General features: G+C 48.2%; 19 protein-coding genes. 15 read left to right on the forward strand and 4 right to left on the reverse strand.

Annotation, left to right across the window (positions count from 1 at the left end; genetic code table 11):
- Position 1: 1 nt before the first annotated feature.
- The 3 genes from KJS69_RS29935 to KJS69_RS08390 all read left to right on the forward strand — a co-directional run bounded on the left by KJS69_RS29935 (position 2) and on the right by KJS69_RS08390 (position 1,641).
- Positions 2-127, forward strand: a complete 126-nt coding sequence (locus KJS69_RS29935) for a hypothetical protein (protein ID WP_283777448.1) — start codon at positions 2-4, stop codon at positions 125-127.
- A gap of 238 nt (positions 128-365) precedes the next feature.
- Positions 366-668 carry a hypothetical protein gene (locus KJS69_RS08385; protein ID WP_213583280.1) on the forward strand — a complete coding sequence of 101 codons (303 nt, stop codon included), beginning with the start codon at positions 366-368 and terminating at the stop codon, positions 666-668.
- Positions 669-747: 79 nt separating this feature from the next.
- On the forward strand, positions 748-1,641 hold the full coding sequence (locus KJS69_RS08390) for a metallophosphoesterase (protein WP_213583281.1): 894 nt from the start codon (positions 748-750) through the stop codon (positions 1,639-1,641).
- 201 nt (positions 1,642-1,842) lie between these two features.
- On the opposite strand, the gene KJS69_RS08395 is transcribed toward KJS69_RS08390, so the two are convergent.
- Positions 1,843-2,427 carry a PadR family transcriptional regulator gene (locus tag KJS69_RS08395; RefSeq protein WP_213583282.1) on the reverse strand — a complete coding sequence of 195 codons (585 nt, stop codon included), beginning with the start codon at positions 2,425-2,427 and terminating at the stop codon, positions 1,843-1,845.
- Between the two features lie 47 nt (positions 2,428-2,474).
- Positions 2,475-4,004, reverse strand: a complete 1,530-nt coding sequence (locus KJS69_RS08400; RefSeq protein WP_213583283.1) for an MDR family MFS transporter — start codon at positions 4,002-4,004, stop codon at positions 2,475-2,477.
- 805 nt (positions 4,005-4,809) lie between these two features.
- Here KJS69_RS08400 and KJS69_RS08405 point away from each other — a divergent pair.
- The 9 genes from KJS69_RS08405 to hflX all read left to right on the forward strand — a co-directional run bounded on the left by KJS69_RS08405 (position 4,810) and on the right by hflX (position 15,975).
- Positions 4,810-5,259: a PH domain-containing protein gene (locus KJS69_RS08405; protein WP_213583284.1), complete on the forward strand. Its 450-nt coding sequence runs from the start codon at positions 4,810-4,812 to the stop codon at positions 5,257-5,259.
- Positions 5,260-5,602: 343 nt separating this feature from the next.
- Positions 5,603-7,186, forward strand: coding sequence for a helix-turn-helix domain-containing protein (locus tag KJS69_RS08410; RefSeq protein WP_213583285.1), 1,584 nt, complete (start codon positions 5,603-5,605; stop codon positions 7,184-7,186).
- 94 nt (positions 7,187-7,280) lie between these two features.
- Positions 7,281-7,877 carry a nitroreductase family protein gene (locus KJS69_RS08415; RefSeq protein ID WP_213583286.1) on the forward strand — a complete coding sequence of 199 codons (597 nt, stop codon included), beginning with the start codon at positions 7,281-7,283 and terminating at the stop codon, positions 7,875-7,877.
- On the forward strand, positions 7,849-8,892 hold the full coding sequence (locus tag KJS69_RS08420) for a FecCD family ABC transporter permease (protein WP_213583287.1): 1,044 nt from the start codon (positions 7,849-7,851) through the stop codon (positions 8,890-8,892). The genes KJS69_RS08415 and KJS69_RS08420 overlap by 29 nt, the downstream gene beginning before the upstream one ends.
- Before the next feature lie 3 nt (positions 8,893-8,895).
- Positions 8,896-9,918, forward strand: coding sequence for a FecCD family ABC transporter permease (locus KJS69_RS08425; protein WP_213583288.1), 1,023 nt, complete (start codon positions 8,896-8,898; stop codon positions 9,916-9,918).
- A gap of 78 nt (positions 9,919-9,996) precedes the next feature.
- Entirely contained in the window at positions 9,997-11,025 is a 1,029-nt protein-coding gene (locus KJS69_RS08430; RefSeq protein WP_249730430.1) for an ABC transporter substrate-binding protein, read from the forward strand.
- 258 nt (positions 11,026-11,283) lie between these two features.
- Positions 11,284-11,472, forward strand: a complete 189-nt coding sequence (locus KJS69_RS08435; protein WP_213583289.1) for a GapA-binding peptide SR1P — start codon at positions 11,284-11,286, stop codon at positions 11,470-11,472.
- Positions 11,459-14,227, forward strand: coding sequence for a pyruvate, phosphate dikinase (gene ppdK, locus KJS69_RS08440; RefSeq protein ID WP_213583290.1), 2,769 nt, complete (start codon positions 11,459-11,461; stop codon positions 14,225-14,227). The genes KJS69_RS08435 and ppdK overlap by 14 nt, the downstream gene beginning before the upstream one ends.
- Before the next feature lie 482 nt (positions 14,228-14,709).
- On the forward strand, positions 14,710-15,975 hold the full coding sequence (gene hflX, locus KJS69_RS08445; protein ID WP_374706618.1) for a GTPase HflX: 1,266 nt from the start codon (positions 14,710-14,712) through the stop codon (positions 15,973-15,975).
- 83 nt (positions 15,976-16,058) lie between these two features.
- Here hflX and KJS69_RS08450 read toward each other — a convergent pair whose 3' ends face one another.
- Together KJS69_RS08450 and KJS69_RS08455 are read right to left on the reverse strand one after the other, a co-directional pair.
- Positions 16,059-17,324: a zf-HC2 domain-containing protein gene (locus tag KJS69_RS08450; RefSeq protein WP_213583292.1), complete on the reverse strand. Its 1,266-nt coding sequence runs from the start codon at positions 17,322-17,324 to the stop codon at positions 16,059-16,061.
- Complete coding sequence (locus KJS69_RS08455) at positions 17,311-17,796, reverse strand: RNA polymerase sigma factor (protein WP_213583293.1); 486 nt, start codon at positions 17,794-17,796, stop codon at positions 17,311-17,313. The genes KJS69_RS08450 and KJS69_RS08455 overlap by 14 nt, the downstream gene beginning before the upstream one ends.
- Before the next feature lie 245 nt (positions 17,797-18,041).
- On the opposite strand from KJS69_RS08455, the gene KJS69_RS08460 reads away from it, so the two are divergent.
- The 3 genes from KJS69_RS08460 (at position 18,042) to KJS69_RS08470 (ending at position 24,829) form a co-directional block, all read left to right on the forward strand.
- Positions 18,042-18,608 (forward strand): superoxide dismutase family protein, encoded by a 567-nt coding sequence (locus tag KJS69_RS08460; RefSeq protein WP_213583294.1) that lies wholly within the window; start codon positions 18,042-18,044, stop codon positions 18,606-18,608.
- A 285-nt stretch (positions 18,609-18,893) separates the two neighbouring features.
- Positions 18,894-19,451 (forward strand): NADPH-dependent FMN reductase, encoded by a 558-nt coding sequence (locus KJS69_RS08465; RefSeq protein ID WP_213583295.1) that lies wholly within the window; start codon positions 18,894-18,896, stop codon positions 19,449-19,451.
- A gap of 239 nt (positions 19,452-19,690) precedes the next feature.
- Positions 19,691-24,829 (forward strand): FIMAH domain-containing protein, encoded by a 5,139-nt coding sequence (locus KJS69_RS08470; protein ID WP_213583296.1) that lies wholly within the window; start codon positions 19,691-19,693, stop codon positions 24,827-24,829.
- The last annotated feature ends 8 nt before the right edge of the window (positions 24,830-24,837 follow it).

Genomic DNA, 24,837 nt, shown 5'->3' on the forward strand with positions numbered 1-24,837 from the left:
TATGAAGGCTTTGATTGGACAAGCAACACCGGGCAACCGGATAACCCATTCTCCTATTACAGCTTCTCCTCCGCTGAATATCGAGGCTCATTTTGAATTTTTGGAACGGAATGTATATACTGATTAGCAGCTATTTGATTTGCTAGGAGTGATGAGGAGATCTACGATCGATAGCGCTATTCTGACGCGCGCAGCAACTACAAAATAATTGGACAACCCATAGGAATAGAGAATTTGAATGCCAGTCCGGACAGCAAATCTATATGCCATTGGCCAGCTTGATGGAACTAGATGGTTACTTAACCGTAGAAATTAGTATATGTCGTTACCAACCTAACAAAAAAAGACAACGAGGAGGAGTTCAAATGAGTAAGGGCGGTAAAATAGGATGGACGATTGCAGTTATTATTCTATCTCTGATCATCGGTTCCATTGTTTGGTATTTCAATACGGCCAGCGGCCAGCGAGCCATTAAGTCGATGAAGTCCAACAACTCAGGGGGACTGGAGAGAACGGTCAAGGTGTACAGCAATAACGGAGAACTGATCGAGGAGTACGAAGGCAAGATCGACATACAAGACACCGAGTATGGAAATAAGATATTGTTCGATTTGGATGGAAAACGGGTGGTCATCTACAATGCAACCGTAATAACGGAAGAAAAATGATAGTACGCAGGCAATCTTAGCCCCTGCTCATGACTGAAGGCAGGGCTCCATAATCTAAGCAAAGACAATAGGTGAGTGAATGAGTAGATGGAAAAAATGGACATGCGTATTGCTCCTGTTGATCGTAATAGGGGCGGCATTTGTATACGCTCAAAATAACTGGTTGCAAGTAACGAAATATACGGTGGCTTCCGCAAAGATTCCGGAAAGCTTTGATCGCTATACGATTGTTCAGCTTTCTGATTTGCATAGTCATTCTTTTGGTCAACAGAATCAGAGGTTAATCCGGAAAATTAATAAGATCAAGCCCGATCTGATCGTGACGACCGGAGATATGTTGAATTCCGTTAACGATACGGGAGATGTGTCTCTGCAATTACTGGAGCAGCTTACCCCGCATTATCCTGTCTATTATGTTTCGGGGAATCATGAGCAAATCGCCAAGATTAAAGCGGCGGAATTGGGTTCCGAGAGTTATAATCGGTTCATGGAACGGATGGAAGAGCTTGGAGTAGTCATTATGGACGACGAGAAAGCCGACATAACCATTAATAACGAGAGCATTCATATCTATGGATACATTCTTCCGTTGAGATTTTACAAGGCGAAGGATACGGCTACTTATATCGGGGAAAAGCCCTTTAGTCCATCTTACCTCGATGAATCGGCAGGCGAAGCCGACGCTGGAGGCTTTAATATTTTGCTTACTCATAACCCTATGTATTTTAATGAATATGCTGACTGGGGCGCGGATTTAACGATGGCGGGGCATATGCATGGCGGAATTATCAGAATTCCTTTTGTCGGGGGAGTTTTATCTCCCGAACGAGCGTTTTTTCCGGAATACGACGCCGGTCTGTTCACAAGTTCGGATTCGGTCATGATCGTTAACCGGGGATTGGGCAATGAAACCATCAAGTTAAGAATATTTAACCGACCGGAATTGAGCATTATTGAACTTAGAAGCGAATAAAGGGGCAGCGAGTGGAAAAAGGACGAAGCCAGTGGGAAGGTTGCGTAACGAGTGGTAAGACGCAGTCTGGCGGAAAGATACGCGAACGAGGGAAAAGGACGCCGGCAGTGGAAATATATTCGGACAACGGAGCATAGTTGCATGGACCGTGGTACAGTAAAGGGAGTAAGTAAAAAAGCTAATGGATTTAGAACCCATTAGCTAGGCTTTTTCCAACTCGTCGACACCCTCCTCCAAGGGTCCCCCGATTTCGGTCAATCTTCCGGCTTTGGCGTCCTCGTACAGCGCTTTAAGCCAATTTAATTCGGTTACCGCATGGAGATAACCTCCCCACAACATGTGCAGATTAGAGCGCGAAACAAACGAGGTATGCTCTTCGTACAAATTCCGCATTTTATGGACCATTTGCTCCATATCTTGAATCTGCATAAGGATAATCTCCGTTATTTGGGCCTGATCGCCATATTGGGCAAAGGAAAGAGCGGCAAATAAAGGGTGCGTTATACGCGGGGACTTCCTCATTTGCTCCAAAAGCATGGTTTGAAACTGCTTTGTGCCTTCCTCCGTAATTCGGTAAATCGTTTTCTCCGGTCGATTTCCTTCGCTGGTTACCTCCACTTTTTCAATTAGACCGTCCTTCTTTAATTGATCGATCGCATAGTAAAGGGAGCCGTACTGAATTTTCATATAGTTATGCATTTCTCTTTCTTTCATTTCCTGCAGCATTTCGTAGGGATGATTGTTCTTCTCCATAAGTAGTCCGAGGATAGCTAATTTCATAGACATACGGTTTCACACCTCTTGCCATACTTTTACCCCCAGCTAGTTAGAGTTTACCGTCCGTGTATTGCATTCGGAACCGGCTGGATAGGTTCTTTCTTTTCTATTTTAGCATTTCCTATCCACAAAATGAAAATGAAAGTGACAATGACAATCGGTACGGCCCACATAAACGCATAAGCTATAGAATCGGAGAGAATCCCCGTGAGCTGATCCAACTGCCCGGCGGGAATAGTGGATCGCATCTCTTGATTCAGAAGCGCTTCCGGATCGCGGAATAGGTCCCCCGGCTCGTTCTTGACAAACCATTCGCCATACCTAGTGGTCAAGGCATTGGTTTGCAGGCTGCCAAGCAAAGAAATGCCCAGTGTATTGCCTAAAGCTTGGGAGAACCGGACCAGAGAATTGACGGTTCCTCTCTGGTGCTTGCCAATTCCATCCTGCGCCATTAAAGACGAGACCGGGAAAGAAATTCCGATGCCCAAGCCCATAAGAATCATATCCAAAGTAATGAGCCAGCGAGCGGTATCCGGGGTAATCAAGCTGAGCAGGATGACGGAGGCCAGCAAACAAGTAACACCCGGAAGCATAAGGTTACGATAAGCGGTTCTACTGAGAAAGATTCCCCCAATCGTGCTGCCTGCAACCAAGCTTAACATCATCGGCATGAGCACGATCCCGGCATTCGTTGCCGACCCTCCGTTAACCCCCTGGATGAACAAGGGAATTAGCGAGGCGCCTCCCATAAGAATCATTCCGAATCCGACACCGATGGCCATGCTGGATACGAAAAGCTTTTTCTTGAATAAGGATAGTGGAATCAGCGGGTCGGCGGCCCGGGTCTCCACCCATAGGAAGACAAGAAGTAAAACGCCAGAAGCCGTGAACAAGCTAATGACTAAAGGAGAAGACCAGGAATATTGCTTGCCTCCCCATTCCAGTGCGAACATCAGGCAGAGAATCGAGCCGATCAACAGCAGAGTGCCCGCCCAATCAATAGAGGGGCGGATGCGGGCGAATGATTCCCGGTAAAAGTAGGCAACGAGCAGCAGGGAGGCAATGCCCAAAGGCAGATTGATGTAGAAAATCCACCGCCAATGAAGATGGTCTGAAAAGAATGCCCCGGCAAGCGGACCCAACACGCTGGATAGACCGAATACGGAGCTGAATAACCCGACGATCTTCCCCCGTTTGTCGGGAGGAAACAGATCGAAAATAATGGTGAAAATCACAGGCATCAAGGCCCCTCCCCCGATTCCTTGCAAAACCCGGTAAAGGATGAGCTGTGTCATGGATTGGGAGCTTCCGCAGAGCAATGAGCCAATCATGAATAAGATCAATCCAAGGACAAAAAACAGCTTGCGGCCGTATTGATCTGAAAGTTTTCCGAAAATAGGCATTCCGGCTGCACTTGCCACCATGTAGGCAGAAAACACCCAGAAAAACTGAGCCATTCCTCCCAGATCTACTACGATGGTTGGGATGGCTGTCGATAAGATGGTTGAGTCCAGTGACACGAGCAAAAGAGCCAGCATAAGCCCAACGATTGTGATGCGAGTGCCTGAAGTTTGTTTTGTGTTCATGAGAAACCTCCATATATTATAATTTGAATAATATAAATTATAATATATAAATTAAAATAAAAATCAAGAGAAAAAACTGATTTTTTAGATTGAAAAAAGGGAGGGTAAGCACAAATGGAGGGTCATGCTCTGCTCTGAGGCAGGTGAATACTTGCGGGAGCGGTGGCGACTTATTTCTTGTCTTATTGACAGGAGAGGGCTGTTCACTGGTCGGGCCCCTCGAAGATATAGTCCATTTCGTATTCCTTTGGACTGTTATCCCCTTCAATCAGGAGAACCTGCCCTAGCTATCCTTAAATACCATTGATCATAAGAGCATATTCTAGCTATCCTTAAATACCATTGATCATAAGAGCATATTCTAGCTATCCTTAATTACCAGTGGTCATAAGAGCATATTCTAACTTTCCTTAATTGCCGGTTGTCATTAGAGCGTGTCCTAGCTAGCCCTTGATTGGCAGAGATCAGGAGCGTATGTCTTCTATCCCTCTGTTCCTCCTGCAGTCCAGGAATATGCTTGAAGTTGCACAGCATCTGTTCTGAGTCAAGGGGATATTAGTCAGAAGGACGTCACTCGTCTCCTTCAACACTGTTAGTTGCAGGTGAAATTGCCTTCGCCTATTTTCAGTGCATAACCGGTTACGGCAGATTAACCTCCAACCTTAAATGAATTGTTATTATTATCGGTCACAACGGTGCTTACAGGGTTCACTTTGCTATGTGAATTTTGGTAGAATAATAATTATCTGCCGATGGTTTGGGGAAATCAGCTAAGTGTAAATTGAAGAGCCCCGGCAGGAGCCCGATGCACATTGGGAAATCAGACAGATTAACGATACGGGGGATGGTCCGGGTGGTTTTCGAAATTAAAAAAAATCCTTTGTTGGTTTTTTTAGCTTGGTGTATTACGGTTCTGCCATTTTTTATTATTTACAACACATACGAGACGGTCATGTCCAGTTTGATTCCTCTTGTTCTTTCATTTTTGATATCCCATGCTTTATTTAACTCTTATTATTTGATTAAAGACGAGACGCTAATTGTAGTGTTTGGAATATTCAAGAAGAAGATTCCGATTAAAGAAATCCATGGCATTACCTACAGCAGCCGTTCGCTGTCGTCTCCCTCCTGGACTTTAACAAGGCTGGCCATTCAATACGATCCCGATAGATGGGGATTATTCTCCCTGCCCAAGGATGAAAAAGGATTATTTGCCAAGCTGCAGTCGGTTAATCCTTATATCGAATTCCCCTGACGAAGAAAGGCCGCTTCATAGCTCCGGACCTTCATGAATAATTATGGCTGCACCCTGTAGCTGTTTCATTAGACTAGGTGCTGCTAAAATCGAATAGATTTTTTATAACAAGTCGCTTCCTGTACGGGGGCGATCTTTATTTTAGGCCTCCATTTTCTGAAACTAGATTCCCTTATACTATCTTTTTCGTGTAAAAATCGGGATAGTGGTTTGTGCTAAAGAGGGGCAGCAGGGGTTGAGGATGAGCTGCAAATTTAATACAATAAGTGATATTGATAATCATTATCATTTAATATATTATCAGTACAAATATACCGAATCTGATCCACTGGAGGATGCTTTCATGGAAGAGTTGATGCACAGGGATGTGCCCGTATTTGATATTGTCGAGGTGGAGCGGCTTTCGCATTCAGGAACTTGGTACTATAACGAAGGCAGGTCCGATAATGAGTACATAATGCTTCTGATCGATGAAGGAAAAGGGACCATCGATTGGTCGCAAGGCCAAGAAGAGGTAGAAGAGATAGAAGAGATAGAAGAGATAGAGTCAGGGGACCTGTTAATTGCTCCTCTCGGATTCCAGTCGTTCTCTGTCATGCCGAGAACCCGGTTTATGTCGGTGTACCGGATCATATTTAATGCCGCAAGAGCATTCAGAGTAGGGAAAGAGTGGAGGATAGAGGATTCACCTCCTTCAGTGCAAGGTAAAATCAATCTGCGCCTGGCGCCTATGGCGCGCCATTATGTGGAAGAGCTGTATCGATGCTGGAGGGGCCGCGGCGGAAGTGTTCATCTGCATATAGCATTTATGAAGCTGTGGGAGATTCTGAAGTCGGCCATCCACAAGCACGGCGGGGCATATCCCAGATTGATGTTTAGAAGAATGGCCGAGCGGATGGAGCAATATTGTGAAGAACCATTTCAGATTGAAGAGATGGCGCGTTATTCCGGGATGACACCGTCCGTATTCTATCAGCAGTTCAAAGAATATACGTCATTAACTCCACTGCAATTTATTACGAAGAAAAGAATGGAGAAAGCAAGGAGGCTGCTGACGGAAGGGGAAGCAAGAATAAGCGAAGTAGCTCAAGCTGTCGGGTACAATGATGTCTACTATTTTAGCCGGGTGTTCAAGAAGACGGTTGGCGTCCCTCCATTCCGCTATATGAAATCACTACATGCCAAAATCGCTGTACTCCATCCCGTCTTTATTGGAAGCTTGCTTGCTTTGGGAGTCCCCGAGGACAATCTGATCCCCTATTTCAGACAGAGTCCTCCCCTGGGGATCAAAGATCGGTGGTCCGAAGCCGGGCTGGATTTGCACATGCTGCGTCAGGCCAAGCCCGATTGGATCATCGGCAGCGACGCAGTTCGGGAATGGAGGGAAGAGCTTGCGGAGATCGCTCCGGTGCAGCTCATTTCTTATAAGAAACTATCCTGGCGCGAGCATTTGAAACAGCTCGCAGAGATGATCGGGGTGAAGGAGGTCGCAGCTAGTTGGCTATATTATTACGAATTAAAAGCCAAAGCCGCGAGGGAACGGATTCATAGAAAAATGCGCAACGAGACTGTTTTGGCGGCGAGGGTGGGGGTCAACGGAGTCCGGGTGTTCGGTGCAAAAAGACGGAAATTGGGAGAGGTATTGTACGGCGATTTACAGCTGCATTCTCCGCTCGGCGTTCGTGATATGGAATTCGAGGATGTGGAGTGCATTGAGCAATTGAACGATTTTCAAGCGGATCACGTTCTGCTGTTTGATCTTCATGTTCGTGCTGGATGCAAGCCCAAAATGATTAAAGGAAATGTATATTATGCCAATGCGTATCCTTGGCTCCATTATTCGGCCCTGGGCCACGAACAGGCGATTGCTAAAGCATTGGGTTATTTCACGAATGATTATGAGGAAGAGGAATGTCTATTCAAATAATCAGGATTCTCTATTTTAATATTCTGCTGCTGCACTACAATGATAATGAGAATCAATTTCAAAACAAGTTCATTCCGAGGAGGTCCTACATCTCATGAAGTCCAACCCTTATCCCGCCAGCCGCATAATTACAGAGAGGCGGACAATCAAACGGTTTAAAACGGATTCCGTGTCTGTGGAGGTAATTACCGAGCTGTTGAATATAGCCGTTTGGGCACCCAATCACGGTTTGAGAGAGCCGTGGAGGTTTATTTTATATATCGATGAAGGAAAGAGGATTATTTCTGAAGCGATATCCAGTCACGGCATCAAGAAACGAGATCCCGTAAAGCTTATGGAAATTCCGGCATATTTGCTGGTTATCATTCAGGAGGATTCCCGGCAACGGGAATGGGAGGAGGATTTTGCAGCTGCTAGCACATTGATTCAGAATTTTCAGCTCGCCGCTTGGGAGCGTGGGCTCGGAGTCATCTGGAAAACGGAGCCATTCACGTACCAGCCCGGATTCCTAAAGGCCGTAGGCGTCAATCCTGGAGAAAAGCTGGTCGGTATGCTTCAGGTCGGCTATCCCGAAACGATTCCCGAGGCAAGACCGCGGACCCCTGCCAAGGATAAGCTGACGGTTATTCATACATCGACCCTAACGGAGGAAATGTATTCTAATGGCCCGGTCTCAGCCGATATCCGGTAATCCTAACCCTCCGCTTCGAACACGTCCGTGGATGGCTGCTTTCATCATTTTTGCCGGGGCGTGTGCAATCGTATTCGGCATTGGTTCCTCCATCATAACGGGAGTGGCCAACATTTCGTTTGGGACGGTATGGAGTGCCATAGTCGCTTATGATCCCAATAATGATCACCATGTGATCGTGCAGACGCTGCGGATGCCGCGGGCACTTGCCGGGGCATTGGTCGGTGCCGCCTTTGCGGTAGCGGGGGCGCTCATGCAAGGAATGACTCGCAATCCTATTGCTGATACCGGCTTGCTGGGCATTAACGCAGGAGCCGGCCTCGTCCTCGTGCTGGTCTTTGCGTTCATTCCATGGCTGCCCTTTGAATATATCATATTATTTTCATTCATTGGCTCGGGAATGGGGGCCTTGCTGGTCTATGCGATCGCTTATTTTGCCAAAGGCGGCATGACGCCGCTCCGGCTCGTATTGGCCGGCGCTGTTGTCGGTTCCTTAATATCGGGATTAACTCAAGCCTTGTCTCTACTGTTCCAGATTAATTACGATCTGGCCTTCTGGTCCGCTGGCGGGATATCGACCGCCGAATGGTTTCAGGTCTCGGTGATGCTGCCATGGATTGTTGGCGGATTAATAGCAGCCATGCTGATTTCCCGCTCTATAACGATACTAAGCCTGGGCGAGGAGGTAGCTTCTGGCTTAGGCCAGCGGACAAAGCTGATTAAAGGAATCGGAACGGTTATCGTTATGGTTCTGGCCGGCGCTTCCGTTTCTACCGTTGGCGGCGTCGGGTTTATCGGTCTGATCATTCCGCATATCGTCAGATTTCTGGTGGGTGTCGATTACCGATGGATTATTCCGTGTTCCGCTGTGCTGGGAGGAGTTTTAGTGGTTTTTGCTGATATCGGAGCGAAGCTTATCGCCTTGCCTTACGAAACTCCGCTTGGTTCCATCATTGCTGTGCTGGGCGTTCCTTTTTTCCTCTTTCTTGCTCGCAAGGAACGGAGGGAATTGTAGCCTATGCCGGAGCTGATGAATTCTAAACAAAAACAACGAAGTATGAAAGGGATCACGCTGCTGGGGATCCTGCTGCTGCTCGGCTTGCTTGTCAGTCTGAACACAGGGCGTTACAGCATAGGGCCGCTTGAGGTACTGCATACGCTGCTGGGAGAAGGCTCCAAGAAACAAAATACCGTATTGTTCGATCTGCGTCTTCCCCGTATTATCATTGGAGTAATGATTGGCGCTGGTTTGGCGGTATCGGGAGCTGTGCTGCAAGGAATCTCGCGTAACGGATTGTCTGATCCCGGCATTCTCGGGATTAATTCCGGCGCAGGGCTGGCCGTCCTGCTGTTCGTTTCCTTTTATCCGACGACAAATGTTGCTCCTCCGTTTTTGATGCCCTTTTTGGCTCTAGTCGGTGCAGGGCTCACGGCAGTGTTAATATACACCCTCTCTTATAAAAAAGGGCAGGGCATTTCGCCAACCCGTCTCCTTCTGACCGGTATTGCGGTAGGGGCTGGATTAAGCGCCGCAAGTGTCATCCTGACTCTGCAGCTTAACCCGCGAAACTTTGAGTTCGTAGTCACCTGGCAGATGGGATCGTTGTGGGGTTCCAACTGGAAATTCGTTCTCGCCCTGCTCCCTTGGATAGTTATCCTGCTGCCCTATGTCTATTGGAAATCAAGAGTGATGAATATGCTCAGCATGAATGAACAAATCGCTGTGGGGCTAGGGGTGCCCATCCATCGGGAAAGATTGGGATTAATGGCCGCGGCCGTTGGTTTGGCAGCTTCCAGTGTAGCTACCGGCGGGGGAATCGGGTTCGTCGGGCTGCTTGGCCCGCACATTGCGCGAAGGCTGGTTGGTCCTCAACATCAATATATGCTGCCGATTACGGCTGCAGTCGGCTCGCTGCTTGTGCTGGCCGGAGATACGATCGGCCGGAGTTTTATGGAATATACGGAGATCCCGGCCGGAGTTGTCATCTCGTTACTGGGCGGTCCTTACTTTATTTACTTATTATTGAGAACCAAGGCGTAAATATAGAAGATTTGGATCGGTTAAGAAGAAGCAAACGCAAACCTAAATATTAAGAAGTGGAATAGAGGGGAAGTCCAAATGCGAATTGGGAAAATGAAGATCGGTATAGCGGTTCTTATGCTCACCGTGGTATTGTTGGCGGCCTGTGGAGAAAAACAGCAAGGGGTAGGGCCAGGCTCTGCAGCTGATCCAGATCCGTCAGGGGCAGCAATGGCCTCTGCTGAAAACGGGTCGTCTCCAGACAAGGAGAAGGATGAGCTGTCTAAAGAGGCTTTCCCGCGTACGATCAAGCATGTAATGGGAGAATTGGAGCTGAAGAAGAAGCCGGAAAGAGTGGCCAGTGTCGATATAATGGGGACAGACTATTTGCTCATTCTTGATTTTGCCCCGATCGTCTCTGAAGGCTTCAGCACGAAAGAGCGGTCACCGATCTTTGCCAAATATGCGGAAGGAAAAGAAGTGGTCGATCTTGGCGGGAAAACGAACCTGGAAACGCTGATGGAAATGGATCCGGATATCATTGTAATGACCAGTACGGGCAAGGGCTCCAGGTTTGAAGAATTCGATAAGCTGGCTCCATCTATCGTCATTGATTTTTCTTTGGATGCTCCGTCCCGCCTCATGAAATTTGCTGAGATCATCGGCAAGGAGGACAAGGCCGAGGAAGTGATTGCCGACTTTAATAAGCTGAAGGAAGAGGCCAAGGCAGCGGCCGCCGTGCATTCGGGTGAAACCGTGCTGTTTCTAATCTCGAACGGCAAGGACTTCACAGTCATTCATCCTGTCAATTTTCCTATTTACTATGAGGAGGTTGGACTGACACCTGTGGAAGGGCTGCCGGAAGACGGCAAGATTGGAGGCAGAATAGGAATAGAAGCGTTAAGCGAATTTGCCCCGGATCATATATTTATTGCTGAAAATCGCCGGCAAATGAATCCGGAAGATCCGCAAGGGCTTATTAATATTTGGACCGATCACCCGGTATGGAAAAACTTGAAGGCTGTTAAAAAGAATCAGGTTTATTCCGTTGATACTTTAGTTGGGGATACGTTTTTTCTTGGACAGATGGCGGGGCTTGAGGCCATTAAAGAACATCTTGGAAACTAACCATAGCATATTTGCTTAGAACCGCTGTAGGAAGGCGGTTCTTTTTTTTGGGTTGCAATGGGAATAGCTAGGCCTATTCATAGACTTGTTCAAAATAGGATGTAATAATAAAATGATTAATTTATATATTGTGTCATAAATCAGTTTGTTGTATTATATTTTTAGAAATAGTACGTCATATTTAATGAATTAAAACTCATTAATGAAGGATTCAACGTTTTCCCGCCGTAAGGCGAACCTAATTGGGGGTGACGGGTAATGAACACTAATGAAGGATGGACGGCAAGAACGGCGATTCTCCCGCTTGAGCTCGGCACGATATTATGTCGGAGCTGCGGCAAGATTATCGGGACTATACCCACGGAAGGCGTCAAGAAGTTCTACACAATATGCGAAGAAGCCAATTGCAGCCTGGCTAAAGGAGTCGAGTCGAATGAACGCGGTTAAATGGGTGTTTCTTTTTCAAGAGGGCAGTGTGTCTATGAAGGAATTGCTCGGCGGCAAAGGTGCCAATTTGGCGGAAATGACAGGCATCGGTCTTCCGGTGCCTCCCGGTTTTACCGTGACGACGGAGGCTTGCCGTGCTTTTTATGCGAGCGGGCGTGCTTTGCCGGAGGGGGTCATGGAGCAAGTTTCTACGGCAATGCACGGCATCGAAGACGCAAAAGGCCAGAGGTTCGGGGATCCACACAATCCCCTTCTGGTCTCGGTTCGCTCGGGGTCAGTCTCCTCGATGCCGGGCATGATGGACACGATATTAAATTTGGGGCTTAATGACGAAACTGTGCAAGGCTTGGCGAAGGAAACGAATAATCCTCGGTTCGCCTACGATTGCTATCGCCGTCTTATTCAAATGTACGGGAATGTCGTTCTCCATATTCCATTGATTTCCTTTGAAGACCTTTTGATTCGCATGAAGGAGGAGCGGGGCTATTCGGAAGAAAGTGAAGTAACGGCGGAAGACTGGCAAAGCTTGGTGGATCAATACAAACAGCTAATCGAGCAGGAAGCGGCGGTTCCGTTCCCACAGAATGTAAACGAACAACTGGAGAAAGCGATAGAAGCGGTATTTTTATCCTGGAACAATGCAAGGGCCATTATTTACCGCAAGGCTCATCGGATCCCGGACGAACAGGGCACGGCGGTCAATATTCAGGCGATGGTTTTTGGCAACAGGGGGGACGACTGCGGGACCGGAGTAGTATTCACCAGGAACCCGTCTACTGGGGACAAGATTCTATTCGGCGAATTTCTAACTAATGCTCAAGGGGAAGACGTAGTGGCCGGAATCAGGACGCCGCTGCCGATAGCCCGGATGGAGCAGGAAATGCCGCCACTTTACGTGCAGCTTGCGGAGCTGGCGGATAAGTTGGAGCGACACTACAAAGATATGCAGGATATCGAGTTTACGGTGGACAAACATAAGCTGTATATATTGCAGACGAGAGGCGGGAAAAGAACGCCGCAAGCAGCCATGAGGATTGCCGTGCAGCTGGTGGAAGAAGGCATCATCACGAAAGCAGAGGCGCTGCTGCGGATAGAAGAGACTCATCTCGATCAATTGCTGCATCGGGCGATCGATTGTTCTGGTGAGCCGGAGGTTCTTGCGGTCGGACTTCCGGCATCTCCCGGAGCCGCGTCGGGACAGGCCGTGTTCGACACCGATACCGCCGAGCATTGGACGAAGGAGGGCAAACCGGTTATTCTTGTCCGCTCGGAGACGACTCCGGAAGATATTCACGGTGTGCTGGCGGCCGAAGGAGTATTGACCAGTCGCGGAGGGATGACTTCCCATGCGGCCGTTGTCGCCCGCGGAATGGGGAAGCCGTGCGTGTGCGGCTGTGAGTCGCTAGACATCGACGGAAACCTGTTCAGGGCCGGAGACCGAACGATCCGCGAGGGCGACTGGATTTCGATCGACGGCGCGAATGGCCGCGTCATTGCAGGCAAGGTTGGGCTGAAGGAAGCGGAGCTGTCTGCGGAGCTGGAGCAGATGCTGCAATGGGCGGACGAAGTGCGCACGCTGCGAGTCATGACGAATGCGGACAATCCGGAGGATGCCCGCAAGGCGAGCCTGTTTGGTGCGGAGGGGATTGGACTGTGCCGCACGGAGCATATGTTCTTCGGGGCGGACCGGCTTCCGCTCGTACGCCATATGATCCTCGCGGAGTCCAAGGAGGAGCGGCTGAAATGGCTCGCAGAGCTGCTGCCTATCCAGCACAAAGATTTTGCGGGCTTGTTCCGCGCGATGGACGGGAAGCCGGTGACGATCCGTTTGCTCGATCCGCCTATGCATGAGTTTTTACCGAATGTGGACGAACTGTCCCAGCGTTATTATCGTTTAGCTGCACAAGAAAGGCGGGAAGCGGCCGTACCGGAAGGTCACGAGTTCACATCTGATCGGTCTGCTTCAACGAAGGCGGCAGGACTGGCAACCGCGGGACTGGATTCGCAGGATTTCCCCTCCGCTGCAGTGGAGAAAGCCGAGGTGGAGCAGCTTCTGCGCAAAGTCCGTCTTCTTCACGAAGCGAATCCGATGCTTGGCCAGCGCGGCTGCCGCCTCGGCATCGTATTCCCGGAAATCTATGAAATGCAGGCGGAAGCGATTTTCCGGGCAGCAGCCGAATGTGCGGCCGAGGGGATTCGTGCCTTGCCGGAAATCATGATTCCGCTCGTCGGTCATGTGAATGAACTAGAGCTGATGCGTTCTTTGGTGGATCGGATTGCGAAACGGGTTCTGGGGCGGGAGGCCGCTCGCTGTCCTTATAAGGTCGGCACGATGATTGAAGTGCCGAGGGCTGCATTGACTGCCCATCAAATTGCGGAGAAGGCGGATTTCTTTTCATTCGGCACGAATGATATGACTCAGATGACGTTTGGTTACAGCCGCGACGATGCCGAAGGGAAGTTTTTGACTCATTATGTAGAGCAGAAGGTCATTCCCCACAACCCGTTTCAAGTGCTTGACCGGGAAGGAGTCGGGCAATTGATTGAATGGGCGGTGCAGAAGGGCAGAACGGTAAAGCCCCATTTGAAAACCGGAGTTTGCGGGGAGCATGGGGGAGATAGACAATCGATATTTTTCTGTCATGCGGCGGGATTGGATTACATTAGCTGTTCACCGTATCGCGTGCCATTGGCCCGGATTGCTGCCGCCCAGGCGCAGCTTTTGTCAGGTGCCGGGAGCCAGGATCAAAAGTAGACCAGCCATTATAAGAGCATAGGAGTAATTTTCGCAGATTGTCGGCAATAAAGTACGGAGGACTTTCCATCGGGACGGAATTGATTAGTTTAATTTGATTGGGTGTTATTCAGGAGCATCCCGTTCATACGTTGCAAGGAATGCTAAGGCATGGAATCTGCAGACCGCTGCCTTTTTATTCCCCAAGAACGAAGGACGGGATGTTTTTGCGCGATGTTGGCTTGGTTGCCTTTCTTATTCGTTTGCTTATTCGCATGGCTTGTTTTGCTTTGAGTGCTTTTTGTCGTACGCAAAAACGAATATAACTATAAAATCCGGTATGGACGGTCAGATCTCTGTTAAAATATAAGAATAGAGAGCCACCCAATCCAAGGCTTCTTAGATCAGAAGGGTGCGCCCATGCACTTTTATTAGAAATGCGATGAATTCTCTAAGGGTAGTGCGCCACAGGTTAATATAAAATGCTCGGAGGATATTTACTTATGGAACTAACACAAAAAGCGATTCTGGTCGGTGTCAATTTTAATCAACAGCAGGATTTTGCCTACTCCATGGAAGAGCTGGCCAATTTGGCAGCCGCTTGCGAAGTGGAGGTCGTCGCTCGGCTGACCCAAAATTTGAATCGCGTCAACCCTTCCCATTATATCGGAACGGGGAAAATTCAGGACGTTCTGGCTTTGATCGAGCAATATGAGGCGAATGTCGTTATTTTTAACGATGAATTATCTCCTTCTCAGATTCGTAATCTGGAAGCGGATCTGGAGTGCAAGGTCATCGACCGGACGATTCTAATATTGGACATCTTTGCCGAACGGGCCAAAACTAAGGAGGCGCAGCTTCAGGTGGAAGTCGCGCAGCTGCAATATATGCTGCCTCGGCTGATCGGGCTGCGGGAATCGTTAGGCCGTCAAAGCGGCGGCGTCGGGACGACAAACAGAGGCCTCGGCGAGACGAAGCTGGAGCTGGACCGGCGGAAGATCGAAGAAAGAATCTCCGCCTTAAATAAAGAATTGGAAACGCTGGTAGCCCAACGGCAAACACAGAGGTGGCAGCGGAAAAAGAAAGGGATTCCCGTTGTCTCTCTAGTTGGGTATACGAACGCCGGTAAATCAACGATCATGAACGCTATGGTGAGCCTGTCCAACCCATCGGCCGATCACAAACGAGTGTTTGAGAAGGATATGTTATTCGCCACATTGGACACTTCAATACGCAATATTTCTTTGCCGGATAACAAATCTTTTTTGTTGACGGACACGGTGGGCTTCGTGAGCAAGCTTCCCCATCATCTCGTTAAAGCCTTTCGCTCTACGCTGGAAGAGGCGGCTGAGGCTAATCTGCTGATTCATGTCGTGGATTATTCTAATCCTCACTACGAGCAGCTTATTCAGATTACGAAAGATACTTTAAAAGAGATAGGCATTGAAGACGTTCCTACTATTTACGCATATAATAAGGCCGATTTAATGGAGATTGAAATTCCTCGGGCGGAAGCCGATAGAGTGTATCTTTCCGCCAGGAATAGCGTCGGTATTCAAGAGCTGATCGGGCTAATCCGTGACCATATTTTCGACAATTATATTCAATGTCAGATGTTGATTCCCTATGACCAGGGAAGTTTGATTTCTTATTTCAATGAAAATGCCCATGTTCTGGCGACCGATTACGAACCGAACGGCACGAAGCTGACGTTGGAATGTAAGACGGTTGACTTGGATAAATATCAAAAGTACGTGATTCAACAATGATCCATCGGGAGATCCGTAAATAAAGCAAAATCCCCCAAGAACAGTAACACTCTGGGGGATTTTTTTGACCACATTTTGCGAAGTTATTTTTTCGGTTGGGGAGGAAAGTCTTCCGTCACATAACTTTCGATTAATTGCTGGACCGTGGAAGGATGGGTAAAGCTTACGGTTTGCAGCTGACCGCCGTTCATATCCAGCGCAGATATTTGAATGCTGTGATACGGTACCTGACGCGCTTGCAGAGCTCTCAGAATGGCGGTCGATTTAGCTATAAATTGCTCCTTCGACAGCTTATCGTACTCATGGCTGAAGGGACCGAAAGAGATTTCATAGCGCAGCTTTCCGCTTTCGCTTTTTCTAAGCCCAGTTGCTTTATTGCGCTTATCCAGATCATAGGATAGATGGTAATATCGGTTGTTGATTTCATCTTGAGTTATGTGAAGCACCTCTTCCGGCTTGGCCGCAATGGTCAATGGCGAATAATCAACCGCGGCGGCAATTTCGGTCTTCAGCTCTGCGCTCCGCTCCTCAACAAACTGCATCTCCAGAGCGTACTTATACGAATCGTTCACCTCTCCGTAGTAATTAATACCGATGAGGGCCGTCTGCCGGGTTTGGTTTAATACATATTCGAACTTTCCATAATGCTGCTTATCCTTGAAGTTAAAAACAACTCCCTTGAACGTCAGCGTTCCTTTCTCATAGGTTTGATTAACGTATTCCTTGGTTTTGCTCATCGTCTGGACATAACCGACCGGATTGCCGCTAAGCGAGAAGAAAACGAGGCAGCTTACAATTAACAGGGCGCCGGCAGCTATGGAGCAAGCTACTCTCCAGTTTCTTTGAAGCCCAAGCTTCATTAGAATTCCGGCTCCGACACCGACACAGGATGAAAGAAAAGCCAAGAAAGTAAAGACAGGAACAAAACTGACATGATTCTCGCTTAATAATCCTCCGATAACCCCAAAGACGATGGAAGACAACAGGATGGGCAATGATTTGTTATAGTACAATCTGCACACAAACGGGACCAGAATCAGAAAAGGAAGCGTCGACATAAACTGAACCCCGGCGCCGTGGATGATACTGGTCATCAACATGGCTAGCAGCACCCCGGCCAGCTTGATATTCTGCTGATACTTTGCCAGCTGCGCCATTAATTTATCCAACTGTTTGTTATCCGGTTGAACCGGCGTTTGTTTATCATAATCTTGTTTGATCATTTCATAGTAGCTTTTGCAATCCGCACATTCCGCAAGATGCTGCTCCACCAGCGCTGTGCTGTCCTCATTCGTAAGCCCCTCTACATATAAAGGGATGAGGTCTTTGGCCACATTACATGTGTTCATAAGCAAACTCCTTTCTAAGCTTATCCTTGGTGCGGAAAAAATTCACCCGACAATAGTTTTCCGTCTTTCCTACGCGCATTCCAATTTCTTTAAAGGACAGTCCATCGATTAGCCGCAGTCGCATAATCTCGTTATGAGGCGGGTCCAATCCGTTGATGGCATCAAGGATTTGCTCTGCCAGCAGTTTATCGCTAAAGTCGCTTTGCGTAGCCAGCTCCGCCTCGGCCAGTGCATCGAGGTCGAGCTGGATTTTGTTTTTTCTAAATTGTCGATACAACTGATGCTTGGCTATGCCGAACAGCCAGGTTTTGAGGGAGGAATGGCTCTTAAAAGTTTCCATGCTTTTAATCGCCTCCAAAAACGTATTCTGGATAATATCATCCACCTGATCAGGGTCTCGGCAAAGCTTGGCCACAAACCTGTACAGCTCATGGTAGTAAACCAGATACATCTGTTTTATGTGATCATACATGAACACACCTCTTCGTTACTCATATTTCCACAGGCCTGTTTGACGGTCTCTTACTTATTAGTGCCAGTTTACTATCGTTTTGTTACAGCTGCAGTAAAAAAAGTATTTGAAATAAGAAAACTTCCATCGGATTCCTTCGAAATGGGTGGCCGCGTTTAAAACTAAGCAAATTATGGAAATAAAAGAATGTGAGAGCGAAATCGGACCGGATTCAAGTAAAAGCTAAATAATTAGGAGGTAACAATATGAAGCAAGGAGCATTAGGACGCAAATTGGCCGCTTTAATCTGCGGCATAATCTTAATCGGGGGCTTGACGCTGGCTGCGGTTCAGCAAATAGACTGGCGAGGGAAGGCCCAACCCGTATCGATCGGCAAGCCGTATGTCAAGCTGTACGATACTAGCGGCAAGGAAGTAGGCTCAGCGACCCTGACGCGGGAAGCCGGGGGCGTCCGCCTGCAGTTGCAGGTATCCGGACTGACTCCAGGCAAGCACGGCTTTCACATTCACGAGAAAGCTTTTGTTCCGTTCGATTTCAAGACGGCCGGGGGTCATTTCAATCCGGAAGGAAAGAAGCACGGCCGCTCCAACCCTGAGGGGCAACATCTAGGCGATATGCCGAATCTGGAAGTAAAGCAGGACGGTACCGCTGAAGCCGATCTGCTGCTCGAACGAGCGACGTTGGAGAAGGGGAGTCCGAATTCGCTGCTTGGCAAATCCATTATTATTCATGCTCAAGAAGACGATTATTTAACAGATCCGGCTGGAAATGCCGGAGATCGAATCGTCGGAGGCAATATTAATATGGAGTAAAGGCAGCTAGAGAGCGTTGCACGGCAATGCTCTCTCTATGCGTTATTTGTCCACATGCTTCTATTCGAATCGATCTATTATTTTATTCTGCTAAGCCGTTCATGCGGGTTTGAACAGCAGCTTTATTTTTAATATAATCGATATATCAACTGTTGATGTGCAAACTAAATGAGCCGTGCGTGAAAGATCGGCAAGAAATTTCGGACTCAAAAGACTATTGCTGAAAAATCGGGAAAATCTAAAAGAGAACAATATAAGTGAGGATGACAACAGGAGGCATTGCAGATGAAAATTGTTGCAATCGTAGGAAGTATTCGCAAGGAGTCGTATAATAAAAAACTGGCGGAATACATGCAGAAAAAATATCAGTCCAGATTGGATATAGAAGTCCTGAGCATTAAAGAGCTCCCCATGTACAATGAAGATATAGAAAATAACCCGCCCTCGGAGGTTGTCCAATTTCGCAGCAAGGTGGCGGCAGCGGATGCTGTTCTATGGGTCACTCCAGAGTATAACTACTCTATTTCCGGCGTTTTAAAGAATGCGATTGATTGGTTATCCCGAGGCGATAAGGTGTTGGTCGGTAAACCATCGTGGATTATGGGCGCATCTATGGGTGCGCTGGGCACGGCTCGGGCGCAAGGACATTTGCGCGACATTTTATTTTCACCTGGAGTTTCCTCTCCGCTCCTTCCGGGCAATGAAGTCTACGTCGGTGTTGTTCACGAGAAAATAGATGCGGCGGGCAATCTTATTCATGAACCTACCGTAAAGTTTTTGGATATGGTTGTGGACAATTTCATGAATTGGTTTAACCGGCAAGCTCAACTGCTGGAGCAGTAGAGTTTAGTATCAGAAACATTCCATATCTTACTGAACATAAGCTAGAAGAACCCTTGTACATCAAGGGTTTTTCTGTTTTCTATCTATAGAAAGTTAAAATATTACTATGGAATGTCATCATATTACCATTTATTTTGACAGCAAAAACAACTAGGATGATATTGGTAACGCTTTCAAATATATGAAAGGAGGTCAATTATTTTTTTCAATCCAAAAACTTTATGTAGGAGGCGACAAGTGTGGGTTCGTATGCTTATAAACGGTTAAGTGCCAAGCTATCAGTTATCCTTACATTTTTACTTGTTGTTTCAATGCTCCCCGTTTCATTTGCTGCTTCATTCCTATCTAAAGCACAGGCAGCAGAACAACCGATGGAAAGCACCTATAGGTTTATTGATGCATATTCCGGAAACGCGAATATCCGGGTGCTGGGAGACATTAACGAAAAGCCGATTACTCGTAAAGTGGATTTATATGGAACCTCGATTGCGGCAGATGCGGTCGGGCAATCCCGATCGTTCGAACTTGATGTTCCGAAGACAGGCTATTACCTGGTTAATTTTCAAGGTTATATTTACAAGGCTGCAGGAATCGGAGATTTGTTTATCGATGATGAGCGGATCGGGCAGTACGATTTCTATGACCCGGGAAGTATGTTCGGACCTAGCGTTCCGTTGAAAACGGTCTATTTAACCGAAGGGACGCACACCCTTACCTTTACAGTAACGGGACGGAACGAGCATGCGGACAAGGGATCGAACTATTCCTTGTATCCGTATCAATTTACTCTAATTGAACAGCAGGGGCTTCCTGCTTTGCATCTGGAGGCATCGACGGACAAGGAAGTACTGCTAAGTAATGAAACGACCAGTGTGCTTGCAGCCGTCTATAAATCAGACGGAACACCGGTCCATCAGGTCAATCTCTCCTACTCTAGCGATGACAGCCAAATTGCGAGTGTGGATGAAAGCGGTTTAATAACCGGTTTGGCCGAAGGCTCGACCTACATTCGTGTTCAGGCTGAGGCGGATGGGCTGGCAGCTGATCAAGCCATAAGGATTCAGGTGATGAATGCTAAATTGGAGAGCGTTGTATTGGAATTGGACGGGGCCCCATTACCGTTGATGGGGACAAGACAGCTCAGGGTCAGCGGGAAATTAAGCAGTGGAGCCGACGCCAATTTATCGGGGGCCGTTATTCAGTTCCAAAGTGATGACCCGGAGACGGTTAGTGTGGACGACACTGGCCAAGTAACCGGATTAAAGCTGGGAACGGCCAATATTCATGCTCAGGTGACATTGGCTAGCATTACCCAAAGCGCGGAATTGCCCATCGAGGTTACGAATAGTCATCTTCAGAGTGTGCAGCTTAGTCTCGATGATGGGGCTCCGGTGGAATCTCAATATGTGAAGGCTTCGGTAGAGGGGCTGCTGGATAATGGCGAGGAAGCCGACTTATCCCATGCCGAGATCGAATTTACAAGCAGTGATGGGCAAGTATTACAGAAGAAAACAGACAATGGGTTTTTTAAGGCGGTCGGCGCCGGAACTGCGGTAATTACTGTGAACGTCACTTTTGCCGGTATCACCCAATCCGATCAGGTCACTGTGGAAGTAGGGGAGTTAATGAGTTCTAAAATCCGCAGCACCTTTTATACCGAAGAAAAGGTGGCCAACGCTCGAACTAATGTAGAGCAATACGATTGGGCCAAGAGCTACCGGACAGGAGCAGTTACAGCGGCTGCTAAATATGTGGATGCTGGATGGGATTTTCTGTGGGATGCGGTTCCGCCCCAAACCTTGCCGCGAAGCTATGCGGTGAATCAGCCGTTAGGCAGTCCGGTGTCCGGCAAGGAAATTGATAAATGGGGGAATTACCCCTACAAGGCCGATCCGTTCAATGAGCCGTGGAAGCTGATCGATCCGAGCGCGGTAGACGAGAATGGAAATAATTATCGCTACCCGACGAATGATTTCAAGTCTTATTATGAGAGCGGCTTGGATGAACAGGGCATCTTCCGTAGAGAATTGGCGGACCCTCGATTTTTAGTCAATGAGCTGTACCCGGAGAAGGGAGAAACCTGGGGAGTAGACGACGGCTATGGCTGGATAGATGATAACGGGAATTACTATACGTTTATTTCGTATTATACACACTGGCATCTCTGGTATGGAAACGGTGTCGTGGTGGATGCTCTGAAGTCGCTGCGGGATGCCTATATTTTCTCTGGCGATAAACAGTATGCCCAGGCGGGGATTGTTCTGCTCGACCGGATCGCTGACGTTTACCCGAGTCTGGATTTACGGGTATTTGACCGGTCGATCTATTGGCATTCCGATGGGGGAAGAGCCGGGGGCAAGGCGGTCGGATCGATATGGGAAACCGGGCTGGTGAAGGAGTTTGTTAAAGCTTATGACGCCTTCTTCCCGGCGATGGAGGATCCGGAAGTGATGGCCGAGGTTCTTGTATTTTTACAGCAAAAGGGTGAGCAGTACAGGCTTTCCTTCAAGGATTCCGCAGCAGGCATTCACAAAAATATTGAGGACGGAATATTGAAGGAAGTGTATCCGAATATTCAGAACGCGAATATTTTTGGCAATAACGGCTTCCATCAGAGTGCATTGGCCTTGGCCGCGGTCGTGTATGATACACTGCCAGAAACAAAGGAATGGCTGGATTTTAACTTCCAGAGCGGAGGGCTGTTATCGAACCCGTACCGGGTGACAGGCGGTAATATACTAGCTGGCCTTGTCAATACAGTCGATCGGGATGGCCATGGCAATGAAGGCTCCCCCGGTTATAACCGCTTATGGATCTCGTCCTATCTGGAGGTCGCCAATATATTGGAGGGATACGATAAGTATCCGGAGGCAGATTTATACCAGAATGTGAAGTTCCGCAAAATGTTCTCGGCCATGTATCCTTTAACGATGCTGGAGCGGTATACTCCTTCCATCGGAGATACGGCAGCGGCAGGGAATCCGGTACATGTCCTGGATTTGGCGCAAATGATCAGGGCCTACGAAGTATACCGGGATCCGATTTATGCCCAATTAGCCTATTTTCTGAATAATTACCGCGCTTCCGGTATTCATAGTGATGTGTTTACAGAAAATCCGGAGCAAATCGGCCAGGATCTCGAAGCCATTATTGAGGAGTATGGACCGCTTGATTTGGGAAGCACGAACCTGTCCGGTTTCGGCTTTGCGGGCTTGCGCGACGGCATTAAAACGGCTCCGCAATACGGAGAAAGCCTATTCTTTATGGATATGGATGTTACCGAAAGCTCAACGGGCTATAAAATCTTCGATTCCAACTCTACGGTCCAGTTGGAAGCTACCGAGCCCGGGCATTCGATCACTTTCGCTTTTCCTGTAGAAACGGCAGGGGAATTTGAAGTGCTTCTGCGTCCGTGGCGCGCGCCTACCTATGCCAGATATAACGTATATATTGATGATCAATTTGTAAAAGAAGTAGATTTCTTCGGTTCCTCCAAAGAATTGGAGTTGCTGGCCACCATGACACTGGAAGCGGGTGAGCATCAAATCTCATTCCGGTACAGTGGAATTACGGACGGAGCCAGCAACTATAAGATGGGAGTGACCGAGCTCCGGCTGCAGGATCCTCAGGATGATACTCTTCCGGAACCGATAGATACTCAGCGTGGAATGTGGATGTATTATGGAATTTCGTCCGGGCACGGGCACCGGGATACGCTCAATCTGGGTATTCACGCTTTTGGCCTTGATCTGCTGCCTGATCTTGGCTATCCGAAATTTGCGGATTCGGTAGATATGCATCGGGCGCAGTGGATGAACAACACCATTAGTCATAATACGGTTGTGGTCAATAAAAGAAAGATGAACACGCAGGTTGTCTCCCTGCCCAAGCACGCAGATCTGAACGGCGGCAGAGTGCAGCTGATTGATGTAGAAGCGCCCAAGGTCTACCCGCAGGCTTCGCAATATCGCCGGACGTCTGCAATGATCAAGGTGGACGAGGAGAACTCCTATATCGTCGACTTCTTTAAAGTCCAAGGCGGCAATGACCATCACTTCAGCTTCCACAGTATGGAAGGACCAGTGACTACCGAAGGACTGGAGCTTGTTCCTCAAGTCGATGCCAACGGCCAGTATGTCGGTACTTATGCCGGAGCGGATGTGCCGCTTGGTCAACGGGTGGATGATGTGGAAGGAGCCGGTTATATGGGCAGCGGCTTCCACTGGCTGAAGGATGTGGACCGGGCTCAGAATCCGCAGCAGCCGTTTAGCATAGACTGGAATGTGAAGGATACGTGGAACATCTACGGAGGCGGAGCTGGGGCGGATACCGATGTCCACCTGCGGCTTACGATGATGACTTCGCTGGATGAAGCGGCGCTGGCCAATGGGCTGCCTCCGGACAATAAGCCGGGGAATCCGAAGGAGATCCGCTATTTCATTGGACACCGCACGGGTGCTGATCTGGACAGCTTATTTACTTCGGTCATCGAGCCTTACAAAGGCAGCCGGTTTGTTCAAGCTATAGAAAAGGCGGTTGTGCGCCAAGGAGAGAATGAAGCCGATGAGAATACGGTGCAAGCCGTCAAAGTTACACTGGATAACGGACGGACAGACTACATCATCTACTCTCTGAATAGCGAGCTGGAGTACGTCGTCGATGGCAAGTTCCGATTCCAAGGATTCTTTGGAATCTATTCCGAAGTAGATGGTGAGCAGGAGTATGGATATGTGCATGATGGAGCGGCCATCACTCCGCTTGATTCCGAGGCGGAGCCTGGTCAGGCAAGACTGACCGGAACCGTCACCGACTTTACCCGCGATCTATCGGTTAGCAATGAGCTTGTGGTGACGATGGACTTGTCCGGGAAGCAGCCGGAGGACTTGATTGGCCAATGGCTGTTTGCTGAGAATGACCAAATTCGCAATGCAGCCTATCAAGTGAGGGGAATAGAAGCGCTTGGTGAAAATCAATACAGCATCCAGCTGGGCGACATAACCCTTATACGTTCCTTTGTCGATGTGAATGACTTTAGCAAAGGCTACGTTTACGATGTGGCTCCAGGCGCATCGTTCGTCATTCCGTTGACGCATGAAATGGTTTCCCTTCCTGCACCGGTTACATTAGAATCGATAGCCTGGCAGCTGGAGGAGTATATTTCTTCCGGTGATGTAACAAAGCCGCTTACGAACCAACTGCGCAACAGCCTGAAGCAAGCAAGGCATCATTGGGACAAAGGGCATATCACGCATGCGGTGAAGAGCCTCGGCGATTTTCTGAAGCATATGAACAATCAAGCTCATCAGGACAAAATATCCGAAGCAGCAAAGAATAAGCTGGCTGCGGATGCGCAAGCCTTGATCGCAAGTATGGAATAAAACAGAAA

Source organism: Paenibacillus sp. J2TS4, from assembly GCF_018403245.1.
Classification (GTDB): domain Bacteria; phylum Bacillota; class Bacilli; order Paenibacillales; family NBRC-103111; genus Paenibacillus_L.